The sequence below is a fragment of the Sulfitobacter sp. DSM 110093 genome, assembly GCF_022788715.1.
Taxonomy (GTDB): Bacteria; Pseudomonadota; Alphaproteobacteria; order Rhodobacterales; family Rhodobacteraceae; genus Sulfitobacter.
Map to the genome: position 1 here is coordinate 2,689,148 of NZ_CP085167.1, position 22,661 is coordinate 2,711,808.

Annotated in this window: 21 protein-coding genes and 1 pseudogene; 8 read left to right on the plus strand and 14 right to left on the minus strand. The window is 56.1% G+C overall.

What is annotated here, in order from left to right; translation table 11 throughout:
* Positions 1–121 precede the first annotated feature (121 nt).
* A pseudogene (locus DSM110093_RS13200) lies at positions 122–549 on the plus strand (transposase); the annotation flags it as partial.
* Between the two features lie 132 nt (positions 550–681).
* Here the strand turns inward: DSM110093_RS13200 and DSM110093_RS13205 are convergent.
* The 5 genes from DSM110093_RS13205 to DSM110093_RS13225 form a co-directional block, all read right to left on the minus strand.
* Positions 682–1,236 carry a hypothetical protein gene (locus DSM110093_RS13205; protein WP_243265523.1) on the minus strand — a complete coding sequence of 185 codons (555 nt, stop codon included), beginning with the start codon at positions 1,234–1,236 and terminating at the stop codon, positions 682–684.
* A gap of 95 nt (positions 1,237–1,331) precedes the next feature.
* Entirely contained in the window at positions 1,332–2,231 is a 900-nt protein-coding gene (locus tag DSM110093_RS13210; protein ID WP_243265524.1) for a metallophosphoesterase, read from the minus strand.
* Positions 2,232–2,588: 357 nt separating this feature from the next.
* Complete coding sequence (rarD, locus tag DSM110093_RS13215; RefSeq protein ID WP_243265525.1) at positions 2,589–3,530, minus strand: EamA family transporter RarD; 942 nt, start codon at positions 3,528–3,530, stop codon at positions 2,589–2,591.
* Positions 3,531–4,038: 508 nt separating this feature from the next.
* On the minus strand, positions 4,039–4,884 hold the full coding sequence (gene fghA, locus DSM110093_RS13220; protein WP_243265526.1) for an S-formylglutathione hydrolase: 846 nt from the start codon (positions 4,882–4,884) through the stop codon (positions 4,039–4,041).
* Between the two features lie 59 nt (positions 4,885–4,943).
* On the minus strand, positions 4,944–6,062 hold the full coding sequence (locus DSM110093_RS13225; protein WP_347568641.1) for an S-(hydroxymethyl)glutathione dehydrogenase/class III alcohol dehydrogenase: 1,119 nt from the start codon (positions 6,060–6,062) through the stop codon (positions 4,944–4,946).
* A gap of 161 nt (positions 6,063–6,223) precedes the next feature.
* Between DSM110093_RS13225 and DSM110093_RS13230 the strand changes: the two genes are divergently transcribed.
* Positions 6,224–7,093 carry a LysR substrate-binding domain-containing protein gene (locus DSM110093_RS13230; protein WP_243265527.1) on the plus strand — a complete coding sequence of 290 codons (870 nt, stop codon included), beginning with the start codon at positions 6,224–6,226 and terminating at the stop codon, positions 7,091–7,093.
* A gap of 40 nt (positions 7,094–7,133) precedes the next feature.
* A complete protein-coding gene (locus DSM110093_RS13235) occupies positions 7,134–8,039 on the plus strand; it encodes a bestrophin family ion channel (RefSeq protein ID WP_243265528.1) in 906 nt (301 codons plus the stop codon).
* A gap of 343 nt (positions 8,040–8,382) precedes the next feature.
* Here DSM110093_RS13235 and DSM110093_RS13240 read toward each other — a convergent pair whose 3' ends face one another.
* The 5 genes from DSM110093_RS13240 to DSM110093_RS13260 form a co-directional block, all read right to left on the minus strand.
* Positions 8,383–8,625: a hypothetical protein gene (locus tag DSM110093_RS13240; protein WP_243265529.1), complete on the minus strand. Its 243-nt coding sequence runs from the start codon at positions 8,623–8,625 to the stop codon at positions 8,383–8,385.
* Between the two features lie 65 nt (positions 8,626–8,690).
* A complete protein-coding gene (locus tag DSM110093_RS13245) occupies positions 8,691–10,745 on the minus strand; it encodes an NADH:flavin oxidoreductase (RefSeq protein WP_243265530.1) in 2,055 nt (684 codons plus the stop codon).
* Between the two features lie 95 nt (positions 10,746–10,840).
* Positions 10,841–13,429 carry a TRAP transporter permease gene (locus tag DSM110093_RS13250; RefSeq protein WP_243265531.1) on the minus strand — a complete coding sequence of 863 codons (2,589 nt, stop codon included), beginning with the start codon at positions 13,427–13,429 and terminating at the stop codon, positions 10,841–10,843.
* Positions 13,430–13,492: 63 nt separating this feature from the next.
* Positions 13,493–14,473, minus strand: a complete 981-nt coding sequence (locus DSM110093_RS13255; RefSeq protein WP_243265532.1) for a TAXI family TRAP transporter solute-binding subunit — start codon at positions 14,471–14,473, stop codon at positions 13,493–13,495.
* Between the two features lie 45 nt (positions 14,474–14,518).
* Positions 14,519–15,154 carry a GntR family transcriptional regulator gene (locus tag DSM110093_RS13260; RefSeq protein ID WP_243265533.1) on the minus strand — a complete coding sequence of 212 codons (636 nt, stop codon included), beginning with the start codon at positions 15,152–15,154 and terminating at the stop codon, positions 14,519–14,521.
* Between the two features lie 140 nt (positions 15,155–15,294).
* On the opposite strand from DSM110093_RS13260, the gene DSM110093_RS13265 reads away from it, so the two are divergent.
* Genes DSM110093_RS13265 through DSM110093_RS13280 form a run of 4 tightly spaced genes read left to right on the plus strand, consistent with a single transcriptional unit; the run spans position 15,295 to position 19,187 of the window.
* A complete protein-coding gene (locus DSM110093_RS13265) occupies positions 15,295–16,656 on the plus strand; it encodes an FAD-binding oxidoreductase (RefSeq protein ID WP_243265534.1) in 1,362 nt (453 codons plus the stop codon).
* Positions 16,656–17,477 (plus strand): pyrroline-5-carboxylate reductase, encoded by an 822-nt coding sequence (gene proC / locus DSM110093_RS13270; RefSeq protein WP_243265535.1) that lies wholly within the window; start codon positions 16,656–16,658, stop codon positions 17,475–17,477. Before DSM110093_RS13265 ends, proC begins: the two co-directional genes overlap by 1 nt.
* A 25-nt stretch (positions 17,478–17,502) precedes the next feature.
* On the plus strand, positions 17,503–18,261 hold the full coding sequence (locus DSM110093_RS13275) for an electron transfer flavoprotein subunit beta/FixA family protein (RefSeq protein WP_243265536.1): 759 nt from the start codon (positions 17,503–17,505) through the stop codon (positions 18,259–18,261).
* Positions 18,261–19,187: an FAD-binding protein gene (locus DSM110093_RS13280; RefSeq protein ID WP_243265537.1), complete on the plus strand. Its 927-nt coding sequence runs from the start codon at positions 18,261–18,263 to the stop codon at positions 19,185–19,187. The genes DSM110093_RS13275 and DSM110093_RS13280 overlap by 1 nt, the downstream gene beginning before the upstream one ends.
* Before the next feature lie 453 nt (positions 19,188–19,640).
* On the opposite strand, the gene DSM110093_RS13285 is transcribed toward DSM110093_RS13280, so the two are convergent.
* Entirely contained in the window at positions 19,641–20,222 is a 582-nt protein-coding gene (locus tag DSM110093_RS13285) for a hemerythrin domain-containing protein (RefSeq protein ID WP_108693757.1), read from the minus strand.
* Between the two features lie 177 nt (positions 20,223–20,399).
* The gene (locus tag DSM110093_RS20925; protein WP_347568642.1) at positions 20,400–20,600 is read right to left on the minus strand and encodes a metal-sensing transcriptional repressor; all 201 of its coding nucleotides are present in this window, start codon (positions 20,598–20,600) and stop codon (positions 20,400–20,402) included.
* Between the two features lie 280 nt (positions 20,601–20,880).
* On the opposite strand from DSM110093_RS20925, the gene DSM110093_RS13295 reads away from it, so the two are divergent.
* A complete protein-coding gene (locus DSM110093_RS13295; protein WP_108640269.1) occupies positions 20,881–21,783 on the plus strand; it encodes a DUF305 domain-containing protein in 903 nt (300 codons plus the stop codon).
* A 66-nt stretch (positions 21,784–21,849) separates the two neighbouring features.
* Here DSM110093_RS13295 and DSM110093_RS13300 read toward each other — a convergent pair whose 3' ends face one another.
* Together DSM110093_RS13300 and DSM110093_RS13305 are read right to left on the minus strand one after the other, a co-directional pair.
* Positions 21,850–21,990: a cation transporter gene (locus DSM110093_RS13300; RefSeq protein WP_243265538.1), complete on the minus strand. Its 141-nt coding sequence runs from the start codon at positions 21,988–21,990 to the stop codon at positions 21,850–21,852.
* 141 nt (positions 21,991–22,131) lie between these two features.
* Positions 22,132–22,560, minus strand: a complete 429-nt coding sequence (locus tag DSM110093_RS13305) for a polymer-forming cytoskeletal protein (RefSeq protein WP_241962934.1) — start codon at positions 22,558–22,560, stop codon at positions 22,132–22,134.
* Positions 22,561–22,661: the final 101 nt, after the last annotated feature.

The window sequence follows — 22,661 nt, forward strand, 5'->3', positions numbered from 1 at the left end:
TAGAGAATTTCGCCAAACACGGTATCTGTCAAGAACAAAGATTTAGAGGGTAGCGACGACACAGGTAGCTCGAGAAGCCGCCGAGTTTTGCCTCAATTGGAACAACGGTGCGGGGGGGGGGCTGGACTACATCCCGGCGCGGTATCAAGTGATTGTCACGATCCGCCCGAAGTACGCCCGCCCCAAAGGACGCGCGGGCGTAGTTCAGGCGAACGCTCCCGCGCATCTTCTGGAGGGCAGCTGGCCCACTCTGAGGCGCTGCTGGCGCAGATCGCCGTGTCCAAGCATTCAGAGTACATGCCGCTGAACTATCAAGCCGTTGTCATGGCGCGGCAGGGCGTGCTAAACGACAGATCGGTCCTCGCCGACTGGATAGGTCGGACCGGTACACTGATCGCAGCGGTGGTGGATCGAATGGCGATACCGCTGAAACAAGGCAGTACCCGGCCGTATATCGATAAGACGACGGCTCCCGTTTTGGACCCCGGACGTGGCAAAACCAAGACTGGCTACCTGTGGGCGGTGCTGCGCGACGATCGCGGCTGGAACCGGGGCCAATCCAGGAGGCGGGCATCCCGCCCATCCCGCTAGGCTTCTCATTTCATATCCGGAAAAGGTCCTCGCAAGCCCTGTCAGGACTCAGATTTCCTACCCAAAATCAAGCTATGGTATCGGCTACGCCTAACTTGATAGTTCCGTGCCATTTCTCTGGTAGAGGTCAAAAACTCCTAGGCCATCCAGAATGGCTAAAGTCTGTCGGATTGTCATGCCACCATCCAACAGCGCGCGTAAGGCCTGCACATCCTGCACACGGACCTCCCGAATATCTTCATCTGCCCCCCGTTCCGGGGAGATGAAATGTATATTTGTGACATATAAGGTTTCACCGTCGACCTCCTCAACACCCGTTGCGATGAATACGGACGAACCAACCTGCTCTTTCCCTTGCGCCATAGCCTCAACAAGGAGATGATCGTAATAGACCTCATGATCACGACCGCTTATCTCCTGCCGAAAGCCCACTAAAATTTCATTCTCAGCGATAGGATGGACTTTATGAGCAGACATTTCGCTCCAGCTGTTGAAGCCATACTGCTTTGCGATTTCATCCAGCGCCTCGTGAAGCTTGAGGTTTTTCGCTTTCTTTAGCGCCTTCGCATTCTGCCTGAGCAACGACATTGGTGTTCCATCGCTCAAGAATGTGAGGCCTTCTAACTTTTTTCCATCTGACTTCATTGTCATTTTCCAGGAACCAATATTCTTAGGGAGCGCCACCAGTATCTGTGATTACAATTAGGTCGCTATGACATGTGGCCTCAAAAAGCATGAGGTCAGCCGATTTGGGACCCATCGAGGCTCTCCCAAATACCTGCGTCGATCAGATACTCACTCTCTGACCGGAGAAACTCCCGACAATATCCAACGCTTATGTTTCGGACATCGGTTTGCCCAACCATGGCGCGCAGCCGGCGATGCGAATGGCCAAAAAACCAAGCTGAGGGGGCAAACCTGTCAATCAGGTCTGTTAAGTCAGAGTGGAATGCGGGGGTAAGGCAATCTACTGCCCCTGCGACCGACAGATGCGGCCCATGATGGGTTGCGACAACCGTGCGGCCGGCCTCCCCGCAAGGGTGGGGGGACATCAACTTGTCCTCAAGCCATTTGCGATGGTCGCGGTGAACGGCAAGCGTGTCCGCGGGCTCTATTTCCCTTGCTAAAGGTTGCCGCGTGCCTCCGCTCCCTTCAGCAGAACCTACGGAGAGATCAATCCAGATACGAGAATAGTCCCGCATGACGCTTCCGGCGATCCTCATCGCCGTTTCAGGATCCCCCAAGAGATCGAAGTCCGTCCACATCGTGCAACATAGGATGCGGGTGTCGCCATGGTGTAATTCCTCTTTCTGCACGTAATGTGCGCCGACGGACCGCGCGTGTTCAGCAAGCAGATGGTCGTCCGCAAGTGTGCCGCCGTAATAATCATGGTTTCCGGGCATCACATAGATGCGCTCCGGAGCGACATGCGGTGTTATTTGAGCGAGCCCCCGGATCCATCTCGGTGCTGGCCCATCCGTAAGGTCCCCGGCTATGATAAGCGCATCAAGCGTGTCGTTCACGATGCCATGAAGCCCCAGCGAGGTGATCGGATCAATCCCTCTGTGGTCGAACGTATTGGCATGCAAATCCGAAAGGATGGCGATCCGGCTGCTGTTGAATGGAATTGTCAGTGTCATGCCGGTCGCCCTGAACCATGGGAAGGTGATTTTCGCCCCATGTGACACCGGGTCGAGATACGAGTCAACCACATGTTTTTAAAAGGTTTTCGAATAATTCGCCCACTCTGTTATTCGCAAGTTTTCAAAGATCAGTATTTACAGTCTAATGTGGGCATCCAGAGGGGTTTTGCGCTGTTTTTCGCAATACAAGCGCTTCTGAATAACGTTGTGGTCAATAAATTCGCACAAGGGCTCGCTGTGGAGAAAGCAAACCAAACTCTCTTTTGGAATGTTTATGTCTACGCGCAGCATAGGTTGAAAAGAACGGGGTACAGACTCTGAGCAGCCTTCCGGTCTTAAGCATCTACCCAGCGCTTAACCCTGCCGTACGGGACCCTTATCACAGCGGCTCTGACGCATTTGTTGGAGCATCGAGGACGAATAAAGGACCAGGGCCGCCCATATCATCGGAAAGGCGATCATCCGCGCGCGTCCGAACTCCTCATCAAAGACAAAGACCGCCACGATGAAAATCATGGTCGGCGCGATGTATTGCAAAATTCCGATGGTCGAGAGCCGAAGGAGTTTGGCGCCATTTGCATAAATCAACAATGGCACTGCCGTGATCGCGCCACAGCCTAGTAAGAGCCAGGTATCAAGGGGCGGCGCCGTGAGGAAGTTTCCCTGACCGGTTGCTGTTAGATAGGCAATGTAGCCCAAGGCCGGGACGAGCAGGATGAGCACTTCAAGTAAGAAGCCCTGATTGGGCCCGATCGCGAGACCCTTCTTTGCCAAGGCATAAAACCCCCAGCTCAGCGTCAGGCCCAAAGCAACCCAAGGGACTGATCCAGTATCCAACGCCAGAACCAGAACTGCTCCGAAGGCAAGGCCAACTGCAACTAACTGCCGTTTTGTCATGCGTTCGCCCAAAAGGAGCGCGCCCAACAGAATGCTAAACAACGGATTGATGTAATATCCCAGTGCCGCATCAAGTGCATGGCCCGAGGCAATCGCCCAGACATAAGTGCCCCAGTTGACCGAAATCAGAGTCGCTGTCACCGCGCCCATGAGGAGCGTTCGGGGAGAATGTAGCGCAGCTTTCAAATCCTGCGTCCGCCGCATCACTACCAGTACAAGCGCGGCAATGGGCACAGACCAGACCACCCGATGCGCAACGACTTCGGCAGCCGGGATGTGCGACAGTGCTTTCATATAGAGGGGCAAGAACCCCCAGAGCACATAGGCCGTGATGGCAAACGCGAGACCTTGGGGCGTGTCTTCGTTTGTCGTGGTCTTGAGGCTGTCAGGGTTGCGCATAAATGGACCTCCGCATTCGTCCTAGCCCCTTCCGTGAGCGCCTGCCAGATCAATACTAAACCGCAGTCAAAGCAGGCATCCCATAATCCAAGCCTTTTCGCATCGGTCGGATCCAGACTAGTAGAAGTTTGCGCTTAAGCTTCAAAAAGAAAAACTTCCGTCAATGTAAGCAAAAGGGCACAGATTAAGTAGGCTGCGCCCGCAGTTCATAGAGAACGCCCAACCGACAGCTACGGCCCACACCGGACATTCGAGTCAGGGTTAGAGAAGGTCTGGTCTCCGCTGGTTCTGTTGAAAAACTCTTTGCTGCAACCGCAAGTTTCAGAGAAGTGGAAATCTGTCTCCCAACGAACTACTTGCGCCTCCAGGACAACTCCGAAAATGCCATTGTTCGGAATTGTTCTGCAAAGTTTGGGTCCAACGCGCTGTAGGAGGGTTCTTGACGCAAAGCTCCTCTTAACCAAAAGTTATGATGTTCGCCACAGCTACTATCTTCACACATCATTTATTACCGCATACTGCACAGATGGATGGCGTGGAACCGCAAGTGCTCATCGACAAAGCTGGAGATGAAGTAATAGCTATGATCATAGCCCTCGCGCTGGTGAAATGTCAGTGGGTAGTTGCTCTCCTTTGCTGCCGTCTCGAGCGCATAGGGCTTCAGCTGTTCTTCGAGAAAGTCATCTGCGTCACCCTGATCCACCAGAGCAGGGACAGCGTCTTCGGTTTTGCGCATCAGTAGGCTCGCATCGTATTCAGTCCATGTCTTGCGATCCTCACCCAGATAAGCAGCAAATGCCTTCTGCCCCCAAGTGCAATTGATAGGGTTGCTGATCGGGCTGAAGGCCGAAACAGATTTATACCGATGCGGATTGCGCAGCGCGAGAACGAGCGCGCCGTGGCCACCCATGGAGTGACCAAAGATCGAACGCTGATCCGTCACTGGGAACGTAGCCTCAATTAGTCGTGGCAGCTCGTTCAGAACGTAATCATACATCTGATAGTGCCGGTTCCACGGCGCCTGGGTCGCATTAACGTAGAAACCCGCACCTTTGCCGAGGTCATAAGTATCAGCGTCAGCCACATCAGCGCCGCGGGGGCTAGTATCGGGAGCGACGATGGCCATGCCCAGCTCAGCGGCCACACGCTGCGCCCCGGCCTTCTGCATAAAGTTTTCGTCGGTGCAGGTGAGGCCCGATAGGAAATAGACCACTGGAACCTTCTGGCCCTTTGCTGTCTGCGGTGGCAGGTAAATCGCGAAACGCATGTCGCAGTTCAGCGTTTCGGAAAGATGGCTGTAATGCTTTGTCCAACCGCCGAAGTTTTTGTTCATGCTTTCAATAACAAGGGACATGGAACGCTTCCTGATGGGCCGCTCCGGCCGCGCAGACCGAATGCGCGACCGGAAGAAGATTAATTACCGAAGTGGATGACTGAACGGATGCTCTTGCCTTCATGCATTAGCTTGAAAGCCTCGTTGATCTCTTCCAGCCGCATGGTGTGGGTAATGAAGTCATTCAGCTTGAATTCGCCGTTCATGTAACGCTCTACATAGTCAGGTAGCTCGGAGCGTCCCTTGACCCCGCCAAAGGCCGACCCCCGCCAGACGCGGCCCGTGACTAACTGGAACGGACGGGTCGAGATTTCCTGCCCTGCCCCGGCGACACCGATAACCACGGATTCGCCCCAGCCCTTGTGGCAGCATTCCAACGCCGAGCGCATAACATTGACGTTGCCGATACACTCGAACGAATAATCCACGCCGCCGTCTGTCATCTCGACAATCACGTCCTGAATGGGTTTGTCGTGATCTTTGGGGTTGATGAAATCGGTGGCACCCAGCTTGCGTGCCAGATCGAATTTGCTTTCGTTGATATCGATCACGATGATCCGGCTGGCCTTGGCCATAGTCGCGCCGATCACGGCGGACAGGCCAATGCCGCCCATGCCGAAGATCGCAACGGTCGACCCCTCTTCGACCTTCGCGGTGTTCATCACAGCCCCCATGCCGGTGGTCACGCCGCAGCCCAGCAGGCAAACCTCTTCAAGCGGCGCGTCGGGGTTCACCTTGGCAAGCGATATCTCGGGCAGCACTGTATATTCCGAGAAGGTCGAGCAGCCCATGTAGTGCAGGATGGGCTGACCATCCTTGTAGAACCGGCTGGTGCCGTCGGGCATCAGACCGCGCCCCTGGGTTTCCCGGATCTTCTGGCAGAGGTTGGTCTTGCCGGATTTGCAGAATTTGCACTCGCCACATTCTGGCGTGTAGAGCGGGATCACATGGTCACCCACCGCCACGCTGGTGACGCCCTCGCCGATGGATTCGACAATCCCACCCCCTTCATGGCCGAGAATGACCGGGAACAGGCCTTCGGGGTCTTCGCCCGACAAAGTGAAAGCATCGGTATGGCAAACGCCCGAGGCGATAATTTTGATGCGCACTTCGCCAGCCTTAGGCGGCATTACGTCGATTTCCTCGATCGAGAGAGGTTCGTTAACGGCCCAGGCGACGGCCGCTTTGCATTTGATGATATCGGTCATGGGTCTCATTTCGCGGTTAGGACTATTTTGGCGGGTGACGTTGTAGGGTCAGTCATTTACACTGTTTCCCACTGGCGATAATCCGAGGAATCTGCAAAACACCGTTACCTACTGGCAATAGTTCTTCCGCCATTAAGATTGAAAGGAACATCATGCTGAGTTGGGAGGGGGTATCAGAATTTGTGGCCGTCGCTGAAGCCCAAAGCTTTACAGCTGCTGCCAACAGCTTGGGTATTTCTACGGCTCAGGTCAGCCGCCAAGTCGGCGCACTTGAGGCGCGATTGGACACCAAGCTGTTCTACCGCACCACGCGCAAGGTCACGATCACCGAAACGGGTCAGGTCTATTACAACCATTGCCGGCAGGTGCTTGATGGGCTGGCCGAAGCGGAGCGCGCGATTACCGATCTGCATCAGAGCCCAAAAGGACGGCTGAACCTTACAGCGCCGGTGACGTTTGGCGAGAACCGCATCGCACCATTGGTGAACGATTTCCTGCAATGCTATCCTGAGCTTGAGATCAACCTCAGATTGACCAATCAGCTGCTCGATCTTGTAGCGGAAAGCTACGATCTCGCAATCCGGCTGGGAGAGTTGGAAGACAGCTCCATGATGGCAAAGCGGTTGGCTTCTCGCAGGCATTACACCTGCGCAGCGCCCGAATACCTTTCCGCTCACGGAACCCCGCACACCCTATCCGAACTTGACACCCACAACTGCCTGCAAGGCACTTTGGGCTATTGGCGGTTTCAAGAAAAAGGGACCACCCGCCATGTACGGGTGAAAGGCAATCTACGTTGCAACAGTGGCGCGTCGCTGGTCGATGCGGCATTGAAGAACCTGGGGATCATCCAGCTGCCGGATTATTATGTCGAGGCGGAACTTCGGGCCGAGCGGTTGATCTCTGTTTTGGATACGTATCGCGCGCCGGACGATGGCATCTGGGCGATCTATCCGCAGAACCGACATCTTTCGCCAAAGGTCCGGCTGCTGCTTGGTCACCTTGGGAAAGGGTTGCGATGATCCGCAAAGTCATTGCCTTAGCATTTGAAAGGAAGGCCCGATGATCGTGAGAGACCCGCCAAGCGCGCTGACGCTGTTCTTTGTCATGCAGGGATCGATCGTGCCAAAGATCACCGGCAGAATTGTCGGGGTCGCTTTGCTGACAGCGATTGTGCTGCTGGTGGATCAGCACGTTATCGCATTGCCACGCATTTCCATCGCCGCCATGGGTATCTTCGGCGTCGCGCTGTCGCTGTTTCTCGGCTTTCGCAACAATGCGGCTTATGACCGGTGGTGGGAGGCCCGCAAACTCTGGGGCGCGATGATCGCTGACCTTCGGAACTTGGGCCGTCATCTGAGCATCTTCGTCAAAGAGAGCGAGGACCGGGCAGAGATTGTATCTCTCGGCGTGGCGTTCAGCCATCTGCACCGGGGCTACCTGCGAGATGTAAACGTAAGCGCCGAGATATCAGGCTGGATCGGCGAAACGCAATCGAAAGCCCTCACCGCGCAGGCCAACCCGGCAGATGCGGCTCTCAGAACGATGGCTGATCGGATCAGGGCGCTTGCCGAAAGCGGGGCAATCAATGGTTTTGGGCAGATGACCATTTCCGACACGCTCTCCTCACTGGCGCGATCGCAAGCCGGGTGCGAACGCATCGCCACGACGCCGCTGCCGTTCGTCTACTCGCTCATGGTGCGGCGCACGACATATCTCTATTGCTGGCTACTGCCCTTTGCACTTATCGAGGCGACAAGCTGGTTCGCCCCGGTCTTCGCGGCGGTGGTCGCCTATGTGTTCTTTGGCCTTCAAACCGTTACCAATGAATTGGAACTTCCATTTCGCAACGTCCAGAACGGCTTGCCTCTCGACGCGATGTGTCGTGTCATCGAGATTTCAGCCTGTGAAGGCTTGCGCCAAGAAGCTCCACCAATGCGAACTTTAGAAAACTACGTGCTGACATAAGGGGTTGGAGTGCGGCTTTCGGCTTAACATCGTTCAGCAAAATGGGCTCATTTGAAACAGCTATCAACACTCTAACGCGGCGCGGATGGATTCGCCTTTGAGCATCAGCTCGAAGCATTTGTTAATGTCATTGAGCTTCAGCTTGTGGGTGATCTTCGGTTCGGTCTCGATCTTACCCGTCCATGTTCAGCCGACGAATGTCGGCATGTCCGTGCGGCCCTTGTGGCCATCGAAGGCGGTGCCTTTTCCAGATGCAGCTAAGTACCAGCTGGAGCGGCCGGTGAGTTCTTGGCACCTGCAGATGCCACGCTGATCATCACCGAGCGCCCCAGTCTCGATGCGATCAGTCCAACGTATCGTGCATCACCTGCGCGTTGCCAATAACATTGAAGGAATTATATACGTCCCCGAAAGCGCTCTTCTCGGTCTTGGTCAGCTCGATAATCGCCTCGGTCTCAGACTGACCTCCGGGGGGCTTCGACAGCTTCACGAAGTGGGTCATGCTGCATTTCTTCGCCATCTTGGCCTTGTCGTCATTCAGGTCGACCTCGGTGATTATCTCGGCCCCGCAATGGATCACCCTCAATCGGATGGCGCCCCTGTAGCGATACGCGTTGGTTCAGGCAGATGCCGTTGGGATTTTGGGATCTCCTACAGCATCTTGCAGATACGATTGGCGTCGAGCATAGCCGCGTGGACGCCGCGTGCCGAAACACAGTCTCCGATACGGAAGAAGGCAAAGCCACCCTGCTGGACGGCGTCGGTGGCCAAACAGGATTGCTGGCCAGCGCTGATCAGCTGATCGATATTCGCATGACCACCATTCACGGCCTGCGATGCAAGATCATCATATAGATCATCCATTGGTACAGTGCCTGTTTCGATCACGACCTGCTCGTATTCTCGCAGTTCTTCTTGGGCGCTGTACTCATTGCGGATTGTTGCGTTGATACGGCTTTCATTGCGTTCAAGCTTGAGAAGCCGCCAATCGGGTAGAATGTTAACTCCGGCGCCGTACAGGTTTCGCAGGTGGATCGCATGGTTGGTAACTCCCACACCTTCAGCAATCATGCGGTCCGGCGTCATCAAGTCGACCTGGCTTCCCGTTCCTGCGATGTATTCGGCAACCGTGGGGCCGCTTTGACCACCGGTTTCGTCATACACCAGAACTTTTTTGCCAAGTGAAACCTCTCCGGACAGGATATCCCAAGTCGAATTGCCGAGCATATCTCCGCCGATTATCTGCCCGCTTTCGGGCAAACCGCCAGTCGCCAGAATGACCACGTTGGGCGAAAGACTTAGAACGTCATCCGCTTCGGCATAGGTGTTAAACCGGAATTCAACCCCAAGGGACACGCAGCGGTCGTAGAGCCAGCGGGTAATGCCAATCATGTTTTGTCGCCAGGGAATGCGAGCGGCATAGACAATCTGCCCGCCGGGATTGGACTGAGCTTCCAGAAGTGCGACTTTGTGACCGCGCTCGGCGCAGACCCTGGCCGCCTCCAGTCCGGCCGGGCCAGCACCGACGATCACGACCTTGCGCGTGGTATCGGCGGTCCTGGTTTCATGTGAGAACGTGCCTTCACGCCCCGTTACTGCGTTGTGTAGGCAAAGCGCATCACCCCCACGATAAATGCGGTCAATGCAATAGCCGGCACCGACACATGGTCGGATTTCCTCGTCTTTGCCCTCCAGATGCTTGCGTACCATATGTGGATCGGCAATCTGCGCGCGGGTCATGCCGATCAAGTCGACATGACCTTCGCTGACAGCGAAATTTGCTGTTGCGAGATCAGCCACACCCGCGGCATGCAACACTGGCAATCCGGTAGACCAACGCACCTTGCCTGCCAGTTCTACGAACCGCCCTGCTGGAAATGCCATTGATGGAACGGTTTCTGCCACACCAGCCTTAGTCCAATTAGCCGCGCCCGAAACGTTGAGGCAATCGACCAGCCCGCTTTGAGCATGAGCCACCCCAATGGCGATGCCGTCTTCTTCGGTTATCCCGCCGTCGATGAACTCATTCGCGGTGAAGCGCAGGCTGACGATGAAATTCTTGCGCACTACGTCGCGGATCGCTTCCAACACCTCCATCCCAAACCGGAGACGGTTTTCCAGAGTTCCACCGTAGTTGTCGGATCGGGTATTGGACAAGGGACTCCAAAATTGGCCAATCAGGTGACCCGACGCCAAGAGTTCGATCCCATCAAGTCCGCCCTCGGAACAGCGTTTTGCTGCAGCGGCATAGTCTGCCACGATACGCCGGATATCCGTCGGCTCAATAATTTTCGGCGTCGCGCCATGCGCTGGTTCCCGTAGGGCCGAAGGTGCAACAGTGGGTAGCCAGTGATTGCCGTCCGGCCGGGTTCGGCGCCCTGCATGACTGAGTTGGCAGATGAGCGGCACATCATGGGCATGGATGCGATTGGCAAAGGCCCGGAAGTGCGGAATGATCCGGTCGTCCGAGACGTTTAGCTGCCCGAAACTGGGGGGAGAGTCCTTGGAGACCGAAGACGCACCTCCGAACATGGTCATTGCCAAGCCGCCCCGCGCTTTCTCCTCGTGATAGCGTTGATACCGTTCACCGGGAATCCCGTCTTCGGCATAGGCCGGGGCATGGCAGGTGCTGATGATCCTGTTCTTGAGCGTTAAGTGCCCAAGCTTAAAGGGTTCAAACAGAGCTTTGTATGGAGAAGAGGTCATGTGTTTACACGCGGTGTTGAGTGATGTGAGTGATTGAGGGATGAGGGTAGCTTCTGACTCATCTGCTATCTTCCGACCACGGAAACAGGATATTGTTATACATTCTCGATCCTCCGCGATGCCCGCGTGCGCTGTAGAGCAATAATCATTGCGACGATGGTCAGCAGGGGCAAGAACAGCCAGTTTGGGTTGATCCGGTCGACAGAACGCTCCAGCGTCAGGATCTCCCAGTCATAGTCCAGCCCTGCTTTTTGCGCTGAACCGTCGAAACTGAGATCAGTAACCAATAGTGTATCACCCTCGGGTTCGACACCAAGACCGGCCGATTCATAGAGCACGTCTTCGGCGGACTGTCCGCCGTCCCCGGTCAACGTAAGCATTATGGTTTTGGATACGATCGTGCCAGACAGGTTTTCTCCTTCCGCGATCATACGCACATCCGCTTCGCCCTTCAGGCCATCAGCCAGTTGCAGCAATACCTGTGCGGGTTCGCTTTCGAAGGGCGGCTGCACCGCATCCAACAATGTTGCTGGTCGCAAAAGCAGGATGGCGATGACCACAAGAGTGACAGATTCCCACAATCTTGACCGCGTAAAGAAATACCCCTGCGTCCCGGCAGCAAAGATCACCATGGCGATCAGAGATGAGCCGATGACCATCGCAAACTGCCAAGCGCTTTGGATGCCGATCAGCAACAGGGCCGGATTCAGCACGAAGATGAAGGGCAGGATCGCGGTTCGTAGACCGTAGACAAAGGCGATCAGACTGGTGCGCAGCGGATCTGACCGCGCCACGGCGGCCCCAGCAAAGGCATCAATTGCCACCGGCGGCGTAGTGCCCGACAACAGACCAAAATAGAACACAAACAGGTGTACCGCGATGGGCGGAACCTCGATCCCCTGTTCAGCGGCCAGTGTCACGAAAGGATGGGCCATGATAGCCGCGACAACGATGTAGTTCGCCGTCGTCGGAAGGCCCATGCCCAGCACGACGCACATGCCTGCCGTCAACAGCATCATTAGGAAAAAGCTGCCACCGGACAGGGTCTGAATAATCTCGGTCATCAACAATCCAAGCCCAGTGGCGGAAACGACGCCCACGATGATGCCGGCAGCGGCCATGGCCACAGCAACCCCGGTCATGTTGCGCGCTCCCGCGATCAATCCACTGATCAGATCTTGCGCCCCCTCCCGCCAAAGCGCTGCATCGACAGGCCTCTTGTGCGCCAGCGCAATCAACGGCTTCTGGGTCAATAGGAGGACAAAGATCGACAAGATCGCCCAGGAAACGGACAGTGCAGGCGAAAAGCGTTCGATCATCAGGCACCAGACCAGCACACCGATAGGCAAGATATAGAACAGACCAGCTAAGAAAATCGGTAAGGGGGCAGGCACCGTGAGCAGCGGCGCATCGGGGTCGTCCACTTCGATCTCAGGATAGCGGCGCGACGCGAAGATCAGGCCCAGATAGAGCGCCGCCAAGATCAGCACCGTTACGATCAAGGCATTGTCACCAAAGGCCGCGCCAATCGCTTCAAACAACAGGTACAGGCCGAAGGCCAGGCTGGACAGCAGAATAATCGTCAAGATAGACCGCATCAGCCTTTGGGTGCCGCTATAGGTAACAGCGCGTTCCAGCACCGACATGCGACCCTTCAACGCCTCAATATGCACGATGCAGTAAAGGCCGAAATAGGAGATGAACGCGGGAATGAAAGCGTGGGTGATGACTTCGAAATAACTGATGCCCACGAACTCTGCCATCAGGAAGGCCGCAGCCCCCATGATGGGCGGCATGATCTGCCCATTGATTGACGATGATACTTCGATGGCCCCGGCTTTCTCGGGCGAGAACCCCACCCGTTTCATAAGCGGGATCGTAAACGTGCCTGTTGTAACAACGTTGGCAATGGCCGAGCCCGAGATCATGCCGGTCAATGCCGAAGAGATCACAGCCGCCTTGGCCGGGCCGCCCCGGAGGTGTCCCAACAGCCCGAAGGAAAGTTGGATGAAATAGTTACCGGCACCCGCCTTGTCCAAAAGGCTACCGAACAGAACATAGAGAAAAATAAATCCGCTGGAGACACCCAGTGGCAAGCCAAAAATCCCCTCGGTGGACAACCACATATGTTCGGTGAACCGGTTCAGTGACAGACCGCGATGCGAAATGATCTCGGGCATGTAGGGTCCAAGGAAGGCGTAAGCGATGAACACCACGCCGATAATGACCATCGGCAGCCCAAGTGCGCGCCGGGTGGCCTCGAGCAAAAGACCCAGACCAGCGAACGCCACAAAAAATTCCAGTTGTGTACGAGACCCACCGGACCGCAACACCACACTTTCGTAGTTCACGACTGTATAAAAGCAGGTCCCGACAGCGACCAGGCTCAAGACTATGTCTGTAATCGGAATCTGATCTCGGCGGGACCGCGCGGCAGCAGGGAAAGTCAGAAAGACCAGCGCCAAGGCGAAAGCCAGGTGAATGGACCTTTGCACCGTGTCGTTGAGAATAAGAAAGTCGAACCAGAAGGGAAACGGAGAGGCGATCCACAATTGATAGAGTGACCACAGAAGAGCCACACCAGTGATTGTGAGGTGCGCTTTGCCGGTCAGATTGCGACCGCCCAAATCGTTCTCTTCGATCAGACGAGCATGTTCGGTGGGCTTTACAACTGTGTTTTCCATAGTTTTCCTCTTGGGGAAAAAAGAGCTCCGGCACCTGAGCGGGCCGGAGCTATGTCGGGGAATTTACTCGATCAGGCCGACTTCGCGGAAATACCGTTCGGCACCCGGGTGATAGGGCGCAGTCCGGCCAGCTGTGGCTGCGGTTTCAATTTTTACCGCGTTGAACATCGGCGATTGTGCTTTGAAGGACTCGAAATCGTCGAATACTGCCTTAACCAAATAATAGACCACTTCTTCCGGGGTGTCCGCATGAGCGTTGATCGTGGCTGGAGTACCCCAGCTGACAACTTCGGCGTCCTGCCCCTTGTAAGTTCCGGCAGGAATTACCACTGGAATAACAAATGGCTGTTCTTCCATCTTCGCCGCAACAACGTCATCGTTCCAAGAAATCACCTTCGCATCGCAAGTGTTCGTCGCTTCAAGAATTGAGGCCGCGCCGACCGCAGTGGGGTAGAAGAAGGCATCGATCTTGCCGTCGCACAATGCCTGCGCCTGCTCTTTCGAAGTCAGTTTTGTCTCCTGTTTGAAGAAGGTATCGGCAGACACGCCGTAGCGATCCAGCATCTCATAGACCTGGGCTTCGGAGCCTGAGCCGGCGTTGCCAGTGTTGACGATTTTGCCTTCAAGGCTCCGGAAATCCTCGATACCAGAACCTGCGCGGGTGACGATATGAGCCGCATCGGCATGCAACGAGAACAGAAAGCGCAAATCTTCGTTCTTGCCGTCTTCGGTAAACTGATCACTTCCGTGCCAGGAGTGGAATTGCCAAGCAGACATCGCAATGCCGACCTCAAGGTCGCCAATCTGGATCGAGCGCATGTTGGCGACCGATCCGCCCGTTGATTCCACGGTACACCGGATATTGTGACCGTTCGCTTTGCGGCTTTTATTAAGCACGTTACAGATAAATCCGCCGGTCGGGTAATAGCCGCCGCCGATCCCGGCCGTGCCGATATTGACATACTGGCGATCCTGAGCGATCGCGCCGGTCGCCGTAGCCGCGGCCATACCGGCTGCCACTACGAATTTCGTGAATATACCCATGTTGGAACTTCCTTTGCAGCTTGTTGATTTCGGGAGTAGGTTGGTTCAAATGCCTCTTCTGAGAAAGGCTGCGACCTCTTTTTGGGTCGCTTCGATATGCTGGCGGAGCATACCCACGGCTCCTTCCACATCTTGCTTTTCACAAGCCTCAAGGATTTTGTCATGCTCACGCATGGGCCGCTCCAATCCGCTTGCGGTAGAAACGAGTAGGCGGAGGTACTGGCCCAGTCGCTCTTGCAGGTCATCGATCATGGCAAGCAGGAGGGTGTTCCCGCAGGGCTCGTAAAGCATGTGGTGGAACCGGGCGTTCATCGCGCTCCATTGAGCCACTTCGGTACGTTGCGCATAGTCGGCCAGAAGTTGGCGCATGTCTCGAAAATCGGAGGTGATCATGCTGGGGATGGCCAGTTCGAGCGCGCGGCATTCCAGGGCAACACGGATATCCAGTAGCTGCAGTATTTCTTTCTCGGAATGCTGACGCACGGTCGCGCCTTTGTTCCTTTCGAAAGTGACGAGGTTCTCAACCTCAAGTCGCCGCAGCGCTTCGCGCACCGGTATCTTGCTGACGCCAAACCGCTTGGCAATTTCGTCTTGGCGCAGGGGAGAGCCCGGCTTGATCGCGCCCGACAAGATCTGAGCTCTAACGTCGTCATAGATGGGATCTGCGGCACTTGAGGGCATGTGGGCTCCACGGAAAAGCGGCATCTTCGGATTTGATCCTTGCAAATCGTATACCATTTTGTCAATATTAAATCCGAAATGCCATATCAGGTTTGTTCGACCCTTCTAAACTTGCCTGAAAATCACAGGAAGTCACCGCAATGAGCTCTCTATCCACGATTGTCATCGGTACCGGAATCATCGGAATCGCCACCGCCTATTACCTCGCCAAGAATCATGGGCAGACTCGGATCACCCTGATTGACCGCGATCAGCCAATGGCGTTCACTTCGGCTCAATCAGGAGAAAACTACCGCAACTGGTGGCCCCATCCTGCAATGGTGGCCTTTACCAATCGAAGCACGGACCTGATGGAAGAGATTGCCCGCGACAGCGGCAATCGCATCAACATGAACCGGCGCGGTTATGCGCTGGCTACCCGCGAAAAAAATATTGATGAGTTGGTGGGGCAACTGCATGACGGACTTGGTGATAGCGCCAAAAATATGCTGCGCTATCATTCACACCGTCGCTCAGACACTTACGTGCCCTTCGATAGTCCCGACTGGGAAGGAATGCCCGACGGCGTGGATATCATCCAAAACCAAGCTCTGATCCGCGATCGCTTCCCTGGCTACGATCCAGAAATTCAAACAATCATCCAGATTCGGCGTGGGGGCGATATCAGCGGACAGCAGCTGGGTATGTATATGCTGGACTACCTCAAGTCAGTCGGTGTGAAACGTGTGGTCGGCGAGGTTCGCAATATTACCCAGCAAGGTGGGTACCAGGTTAAAGTTGCAAATTCTTCCGGTTCAGAAACCTTGGTGGCCGATCAGGTTGTCAACGCTGCAGGACCTTTCGCCGACAAGATTGCCAAGATGTTGGGCGTCGACCTACCAGTCTATAACACATTCCAACAGAAAATCGCCTTCGAAGACCGGAGAGGTGCCATTCCCCGCACGATGCCTTTTTCGATTGATCTGGACGGTCAGAAGATCGACTGGTCCGACGAAGAACGCGACATGCTGCTTGAGGACCCTGATTTTGCATGGCTGGCTGGCGATATGCCAGGCGCCATTCATTGCCGCCCCGATGGTGGCGATGCAGGCAAATGGGTGAAGCTCGGCTGGGCCTACAATGAAACCCCCGCCAAGGCGACATGGGAACAGCAACTGGACTCAAACTTCCCTGACATCGTGCTGCGGGGCGCCACGCGGCTCAACCCCGCCCTCAAATCCTATTACGGGCAGTTGCCCCGCAACATGCACCACTATGGCGGCTGGTACACGATGACCGAGGAAAACTGGCCTCTTATCGGTCGCATGGGCCCAGAAAGATCTTTCATGAACTGCGCGATGTCCGGATTCGGCACCATGGCGGCCTGCGCAGCAGGCGAACTGTGTGCTGCAACCATCGCCGAGACCGAACTTCCTGACTATGCCTCGGACTTTTCACTGGCGCGATATGATAACGCCCAGCTGATGACCACTCTTCGCGCTGCGAACAAGGGGGTTTTGTAATGGAAACCATCCTTCTTATCGGTGCTGGGCGCATGGGCGGGGCTATGCTGCGTGGTTGGATCAACGCGATGGGCGGCGGCTTTCATTTTATTGCACTGGACCCCCATGCGGGCCCTATGCTTACCGATATTGAAGACGAGCCTGTGCCCGGTAGCCGGTTCACCCACGTCGCCGAGGCCAGGGACCTTCCTCCCGATCTGCGCCCCAAGGTGGTTGTGCTGGCCACCAAACCGCAGCTGATAAACCAAGCCATCGCAGACCTTCGCAAATACATCGTTTCCGAAACGGTGCTTGTATCCGTCGCTGCCGGTGTCTCCACCCAATCTATCAACGCGGCTGCCAGTACGGGCGCAGCCATCGTCCGTGTTATGCCCAATATTGGAGCCTTAGTTGGCAACTCTGTTTCAGCAGGTTTCGCGTCACCCAAAACAACGCAATCGCAAAAAACGTTGGTTGAAAAGCTTTTCGCATCCGTGGGTCAGATGACTTGGCTGGACAAGGAAGAGGACATGCACCTTGTAACTGCGGTGTCCGGAAGTGGTCCGGCCTATTATTTCGCCTTCTGCGAAGCCATGATTGCAGCTGCCGAAGCTGAAGGACTTTCCGCGGAAGTTGCCCGCGCCCTCGCGATTGGAACTGTCACCTCGGCGGGGCAATTGCTTGCCCGCGAACCCGACCCGTCACATTTGAGGGAAACCGTCACAAGTCCCAATGGAACGACGGCGGCAGGATTGGCGGCGCTATTGTCTAACGGTGCGTTTGCGAGACTGTCTCACGACGCCATTCGAGCCGCCGCCAAGCGCTCTCAAGAACTCTCCTGAAAACTGTAAACAGAGGAACCCGCTCATGAAGGTATTGGTGCCTGTCAAACGCGTGATCGACTATAACGTGAAAGTTCGTGTCAAAGCGGACGGATCGGGTGTTGATCTTGCCAATGTGAAAATGTCGATGAACCCCTTCGACGAAATCGCCGTTGAACAAGCGATTCGTCTGAAAGAAGCCGGTCAGGCTGAAGAGATCGTCGCAGTCTCCATCGGTGTGAAACAAGCGCAGGAAACCCTGCGCACCGCGCTCGCCATGGGTGCAGACCGCGCGATTCTTGTTGTGGCGTCGGACGATGTACACAAAGATATCGAGCCGCTGGCCGTGGCCAAGATCCTCAAAGCCATTGTTGACGAAGAGCAGCCGGGCCTTGTGCTTTGCGGCAAACAGGCGATCGACAATGACATGAACGCCACCGGCCAAATGCTATCGGCGCTGATCGGCTGGTCTCAGGCGACATTCGCCTCTGGAATTGCCATCGAAGGCGACAAGGCAAAAGTCACCCGCGAAGTCGACGGCGGTTTGCAGACCATCGAGGTCACCATGCCGACAGTCGTCACCGTGGACCTCCGTCTCAATGAGCCGCGCTATGCCTCGCTGCCGAACATCATGAAGGCCAAGAAAATGCCGCTGGATGAGAAAACTGCCGAAGACTACGGCGTCGATGTCTCCAACCGGTTGGAAATCGTCAAAACCGTTGAGCCCGCCGAGCGTGCCGCTGGCATCAAGGTCGGTTCGGTTGACGAGCTTGTGGCGAAACTCAAAGAAGCGGGGGCTGTGTAATGGCTGTTCTTCTGATTGCCGAAATTTTCGATGGCGAATTGTCCATGGACGCAACCGCCAAGGCCGTGACCGCGGCCAAGGCTCTGGGCGACGTGACCATTCTGGCGGCGGGCAGCTCTGCCGCAGCGGCAAGTGAAGCGGCGGCCAAGATCGATGGCGTCTCCAAGGTGCTGGTCGCCGAGGACGAGATGCTGGGCCACCGTCTGGCCGAAGCCACCGCAGCGCTGATCGTGTCGCTGGCCGGCGACTACGACCACATCGTCGCGCCCGCCACCACGGATGCCAAGAACATCATGCCCCGCGTCGCGGCCTTGCTTGATGTCATGGTGATTTCGGATGCTTCCGGCGTTGTCGACGCCGACACATTCGAGCGCCCGATCTATGCGGGCAACGCGGTGCAGACCGTGAAGTCGAACGACGCCAAAAGAGTCATCACCTTCCGAACATCGACCTTCGATGCCGCCAGTGAAGGCGGCTCTGCTTCGGTCGAGACCATCTCGGCTGCCGACAACCCTGGCCTGTCCACATGGGTCGAAGACAAGGTCGCCGAATCCGACCGCCCCGAGCTAACAAGCGCAGGCGTGGTGGTTTCCGGTGGTCGTGGCGTCGGCTCCGAAGAAGACTTCGCCCTGATCGAGAAGCTGGCCGACAAACTTGGCGCGGCTGTTGGCGCTTCGCGCGCGGCGGTCGATTCGGGTTATGCGCCGAACGATTGGCAGGTGGGCCAGACTGGTAAAGTTGTCGCCCCTGACCTTTATGTTGCGGTTGGCATCTCCGGTGCGATCCAGCACCTTGCCGGGATGAAGGACTCCAAGATCATCGTGGCGATCAACAAAGACGAAGAATCGCCGATCTTTCAGGTTGCCGACTTCGGGCTCGTAGCCGACCTCTTCGACGCCGTCCCGGAGCTAACCCAGAAACTATAAGTTCGCTTCCTTCGTAATGATATGGCCCGCCAAATCGGCGGGCCATTTTTGCACTCAACGGACTAAGATCGCTCTGAAATCGCTTATAGTGGCGCCAGTCTGAGGGAAGTTAAGAAGTTCGCCTATCGACTTATACAAGCGGTACGAGAATATAATCCGAAGTTGTCATCCAGCTGCGCCCCAAAGCGGTCATTTATTGAAATTGCAGCGAATGCACACTTTCCGCCCTCCCTGCCTGGGTGATGTGAGCGGCCCAAAACCGACCGTGACCATGAGAGCGGACGCCGCATCGCAGCTTTCCCGAAGCTGCCATTGACGCAGACCGCAGCATTCTGGGCAGGCAGACGTCGCCTATGTGGGACTAAGAGGCTGTCCAGTTTGGTGATTGTTTGTCCGTTTCGGGCGACAAACGGAATTTTTAGATGAAAATGTGGGGAAATCTATCTGAAGCCTTCAGATGGAGCCGAGGTAGTATCCAATGGCTTCCGCCAATTCAGTTTCCTCGTAGCCAAAGTGAGAGCGTATGACCTCTTCCAATTTTCTGAATGTTATGGCGGCCTGAACGAAATTTTCGTCCTGCGGATCTTTCGCCAGAGCATCCGCAGCCCCACCGAGGCGGATGATCAGCTCGTGGACGACCTCGTGTTCTGCCTTCAGCTTGGCCACGACCTCGCGGAACTTGCCGCCGCCCGCTGCCTCGATCCGCGGGAACATGTCGGCACTTTCGATGTCGTGGTGAAACTTGAGAATTTGGCATTCGCGCCCGCAGAGAGATCCGAATGCGCGAAAGTTTTCGGCCATATCAAGCGATAGAACGATCCGCTTGAGGTTATCGGGAGGGCACTCCCCAGCTTCTATCCGGGACAGGACCGCACCGATCTGAGCGATTTCCATCAGGTAGTGACGGTGGATCGCAGCCAGTTGCCGCCCTTGACGGCGGTGTCCATCCGTTGCCTCCGGCACTGGCGGCGCTTTCGGTCGGGCGGCCTCGTCGAGGGTGAGGTCATCCAGTGATTGAGCGGAAAGGTCAGTCATGTTCGACAACAAAGCCCTTGCTCATGCTAAGTCAAGCACGGCTTCGGGCGTCAAGCAGCCCTGCGGCAACGCGGCGCGGCACGATGTAGCGTCGAGACAAGTTCGGCGCAGCGCTGGCATGTGTGGCGGAACGGCGTAAAACGCCATGTGCGCTGCCAATCTTCCAGCTATCCGTGCCTACCACCCGGCATGGATCAAGGGCGGGCCATTTCCAGCCGAGCGTCCCGCTCGCGAAACGCTTAACGCTATTCTTCGCCGTCGCCAGATAGGAACGCTTCTTCCATACAGTGGTTGGCGTGATCCTCTACCACCAAGCGCTCGTCGGCCCGCAGCGGTTTGCACCAAGACATCAAAGCAATAGCGGTCTTCGTCCACCATGCGCGTTCCGCCCCGGAGCTGCCCTTCCAAACGCGCCAAATGTCTCACAATAGCTTCCTTGTTCTGCCTCGCTCCCGCGTCTCGCGCCTCCACGCAAAGGAACTATGCCAACAGTGACCAGTTATCATACCATAGGAGAGTATCGGCGCTGCCCGGGTCACATGCTGGTTCAACGACCGAATGGCATATTTTGGACACCGACGGTGCTACGAATTAAAATCTCTGAATACCACAGCGCGAAGGAGCCTCTCGCGCCAACCTTGTTATAGGAAACCATCCCATGTCCTACTGGCGTTTCGCTGCAATGATCGCGACCTCCACGATAGTAATGTTCGGCCTGATGTATCTGAATACCTATGCCTTTGAGCATGTATTCTTCAGCGAAACCCGAACCTATATGGCGCTCCTGATGGGGGCGGTCATGGCCGTAATCATGCTGAGCTTCATGCTTTCGATGTATGACAACAAGGCCATCAATATCGCGATCTACGTGGGGTCCATCGCCGTCTTCGCCGGGACGCTGTGGCTGGTGCGCAGCCAAGTTACCGTGGGCGACACGAGCTACATGCGCGCGATGATCCCGCACCATTCCATTGCCATCATGACCTCGGAACGCGCCGAACTGTCGGACCCGCGGGTGAAGAAGATGGCCGAGGGCATCATCGCGGCGCAGCGCAAAGAGATCGCCGAGATGCGCAGCCTGATCGCTGACATCGAAGAGAACGGGGATGCAACGGACCCGGAATTGGGCAACCCTGATGAACCAGCGAAAGTCGGGACGGTCGAAGAAGCGATGGCTTCCGCCGAGCTGGCCGGCATCGATCCCGCGGGGCTCAAGCCCGAAGATGTTGAGGGCCTTCTGGGAGGGCCCGCGGTCTGTGAGTTCCGCCGCACCAACGAGGGGGAACCGACCCTCATCATGGCCCAAGAAACGGGCGGCATTAAAATGTCTGGGACGTTGGTGAAACTGACAACTGAAGCACCGGTCGACGAAGCAGCCCTTGCCGACGGCGCACGCTATACGGCGGAGGGCATCGAGGTGTCGGTGGCCCCGATCGCGGGCGCGGACTGGAGCGATACCGAAAGTAACTTCCGCCGTTCGGAGGCGGAGATGAAGTTCCATCTCGATCGCGGTCTGACAGTCGCTTACCGCGGTTTCCTGGGTTGCCGCGCCGAAGGCTGAAGCACCGCTCACCTTTCAGGTATCAAAGGCGCGCGGGCATCCCGCGCGCCGCAATCATCTATATTCTTAGGCCGGGGTATAGCCCGTCTCTCGAACCGCTTCGCGCAGCGCCTCATCGCTTGCGGACGTTTCAATGGTCACCCGGCGGGCGTCGATGTCGACCGTGACCTCTGCGTCTTGATCGAGCTCCTTGACTGCCGCGGTCACAAACGCCGCACTGCCGTCGTTCAACCGGAAGCTGCATCGCAGCGTCACCGAAGCGGCCACTTGCGCATCGCGCCGCATTTGGAATGATGGAGCTGTAAAAGCCCAAATGTGACGCTACTGCGTAGCGATACTGGAATTGTCCTATTGCCGCCCGGTAATGTCGATCTTGCCCTTAACTTTGGCGCCACTTTCCGTTGCCATCACCTTGGCCACAACATCAGCCTGAACCTGTGAGGTCGATGCAAGCTTTAGATCGTCGCACTTCAAACTACCGGTGTGGCTGCCTTCAACCGCGATCTTCGTTGCCGACATTGCCCCGTCAACCGAACCGCTCAGCTGAACGGCAATAATCTCAGCGCTGACATCCCCAACCACTCGACCGTTGATATCGACGCTTCCCTCACTTGATCTGATGTTGCCTTCAATCGTCAGATCTTCTTCAATAACTGAGCTCGGCACATTGAGACCCTTTGGCTGAGATATTGGCGACCATAGATTGAAAAGTGGGATTTGACCACCGTTGTCGAAGGTGGTCTCGAGTGAATCCAAGCGCAGGAAGTCACCGGGCACGTGTGTGGTGCAGCCTCGACCTATCACGGGGCTTGGTCGAGGACGGAGACGGCCCTTAGCCGACCTTGATGATGTCTGCAGCGAATGACGGCTTCGAGCCC

What these genes read in the sequence shown, in the direction of transcription:
- DSM110093_RS13205 (WP_243265523.1), bottom strand. Translation starts at nt 1,236, where the DNA reads ATGAAGTCAGATGGAAAAAAGTTAGAAGGCCTCACATTCTTGAGCGAT.
- DSM110093_RS13210 (WP_243265524.1), bottom strand. Translation starts at nt 2,231, where the DNA reads ATGACACTGACAATTCCATTCAACAGCAGCCGGATCGCCATCCTTTCG.
- rarD (WP_243265525.1), bottom strand. Translation starts at nt 3,530, where the DNA reads ATGCGCAACCCTGACAGCCTCAAGACCACGACAAACGAAGACACGCCC.
- fghA (WP_243265526.1), bottom strand. Translation starts at nt 4,884, where the DNA reads ATGTCCCTTGTTATTGAAAGCATGAACAAAAACTTCGGCGGTTGGACA.
- DSM110093_RS13230 (WP_243265527.1), top strand. Translation starts at nt 6,224, where the DNA reads ATGCTGAGTTGGGAGGGGGTATCAGAATTTGTGGCCGTCGCTGAAGCC.
- DSM110093_RS13235 (WP_243265528.1), top strand. Translation starts at nt 7,134, where the DNA reads ATGATCGTGAGAGACCCGCCAAGCGCGCTGACGCTGTTCTTTGTCATG.
- DSM110093_RS13245 (WP_243265530.1), bottom strand. Translation starts at nt 10,745, where the DNA reads ATGACCTCTTCTCCATACAAAGCTCTGTTTGAACCCTTTAAGCTTGGG.
- DSM110093_RS13250 (WP_243265531.1), bottom strand. Translation starts at nt 13,429, where the DNA reads ATGGAAAACACAGTTGTAAAGCCCACCGAACATGCTCGTCTGATCGAA.
- DSM110093_RS13255 (WP_243265532.1), bottom strand. Translation starts at nt 14,473, where the DNA reads ATGGGTATATTCACGAAATTCGTAGTGGCAGCCGGTATGGCCGCGGCT.
- DSM110093_RS13260 (WP_243265533.1), bottom strand. Translation starts at nt 15,154, where the DNA reads ATGCCCTCAAGTGCCGCAGATCCCATCTATGACGACGTTAGAGCTCAG.
- DSM110093_RS13265 (WP_243265534.1), top strand. Translation starts at nt 15,295, where the DNA reads ATGAGCTCTCTATCCACGATTGTCATCGGTACCGGAATCATCGGAATC.
- proC (WP_243265535.1), top strand. Translation starts at nt 16,656, where the DNA reads ATGGAAACCATCCTTCTTATCGGTGCTGGGCGCATGGGCGGGGCTATG.
- DSM110093_RS13275 (WP_243265536.1), top strand. Translation starts at nt 17,503, where the DNA reads ATGAAGGTATTGGTGCCTGTCAAACGCGTGATCGACTATAACGTGAAA.
- DSM110093_RS13280 (WP_243265537.1), top strand. Translation starts at nt 18,261, where the DNA reads ATGGCTGTTCTTCTGATTGCCGAAATTTTCGATGGCGAATTGTCCATG.
- DSM110093_RS13285 (WP_108693757.1), bottom strand. Translation starts at nt 20,222, where the DNA reads ATGACTGACCTTTCCGCTCAATCACTGGATGACCTCACCCTCGACGAG.
- DSM110093_RS20925 (WP_347568642.1), bottom strand. Translation starts at nt 20,600, where the DNA reads ATGGTGGACGAAGACCGCTATTGCTTTGATGTCTTGGTGCAAACCGCT.
- DSM110093_RS13295 (WP_108640269.1), top strand. Translation starts at nt 20,881, where the DNA reads ATGTCCTACTGGCGTTTCGCTGCAATGATCGCGACCTCCACGATAGTA.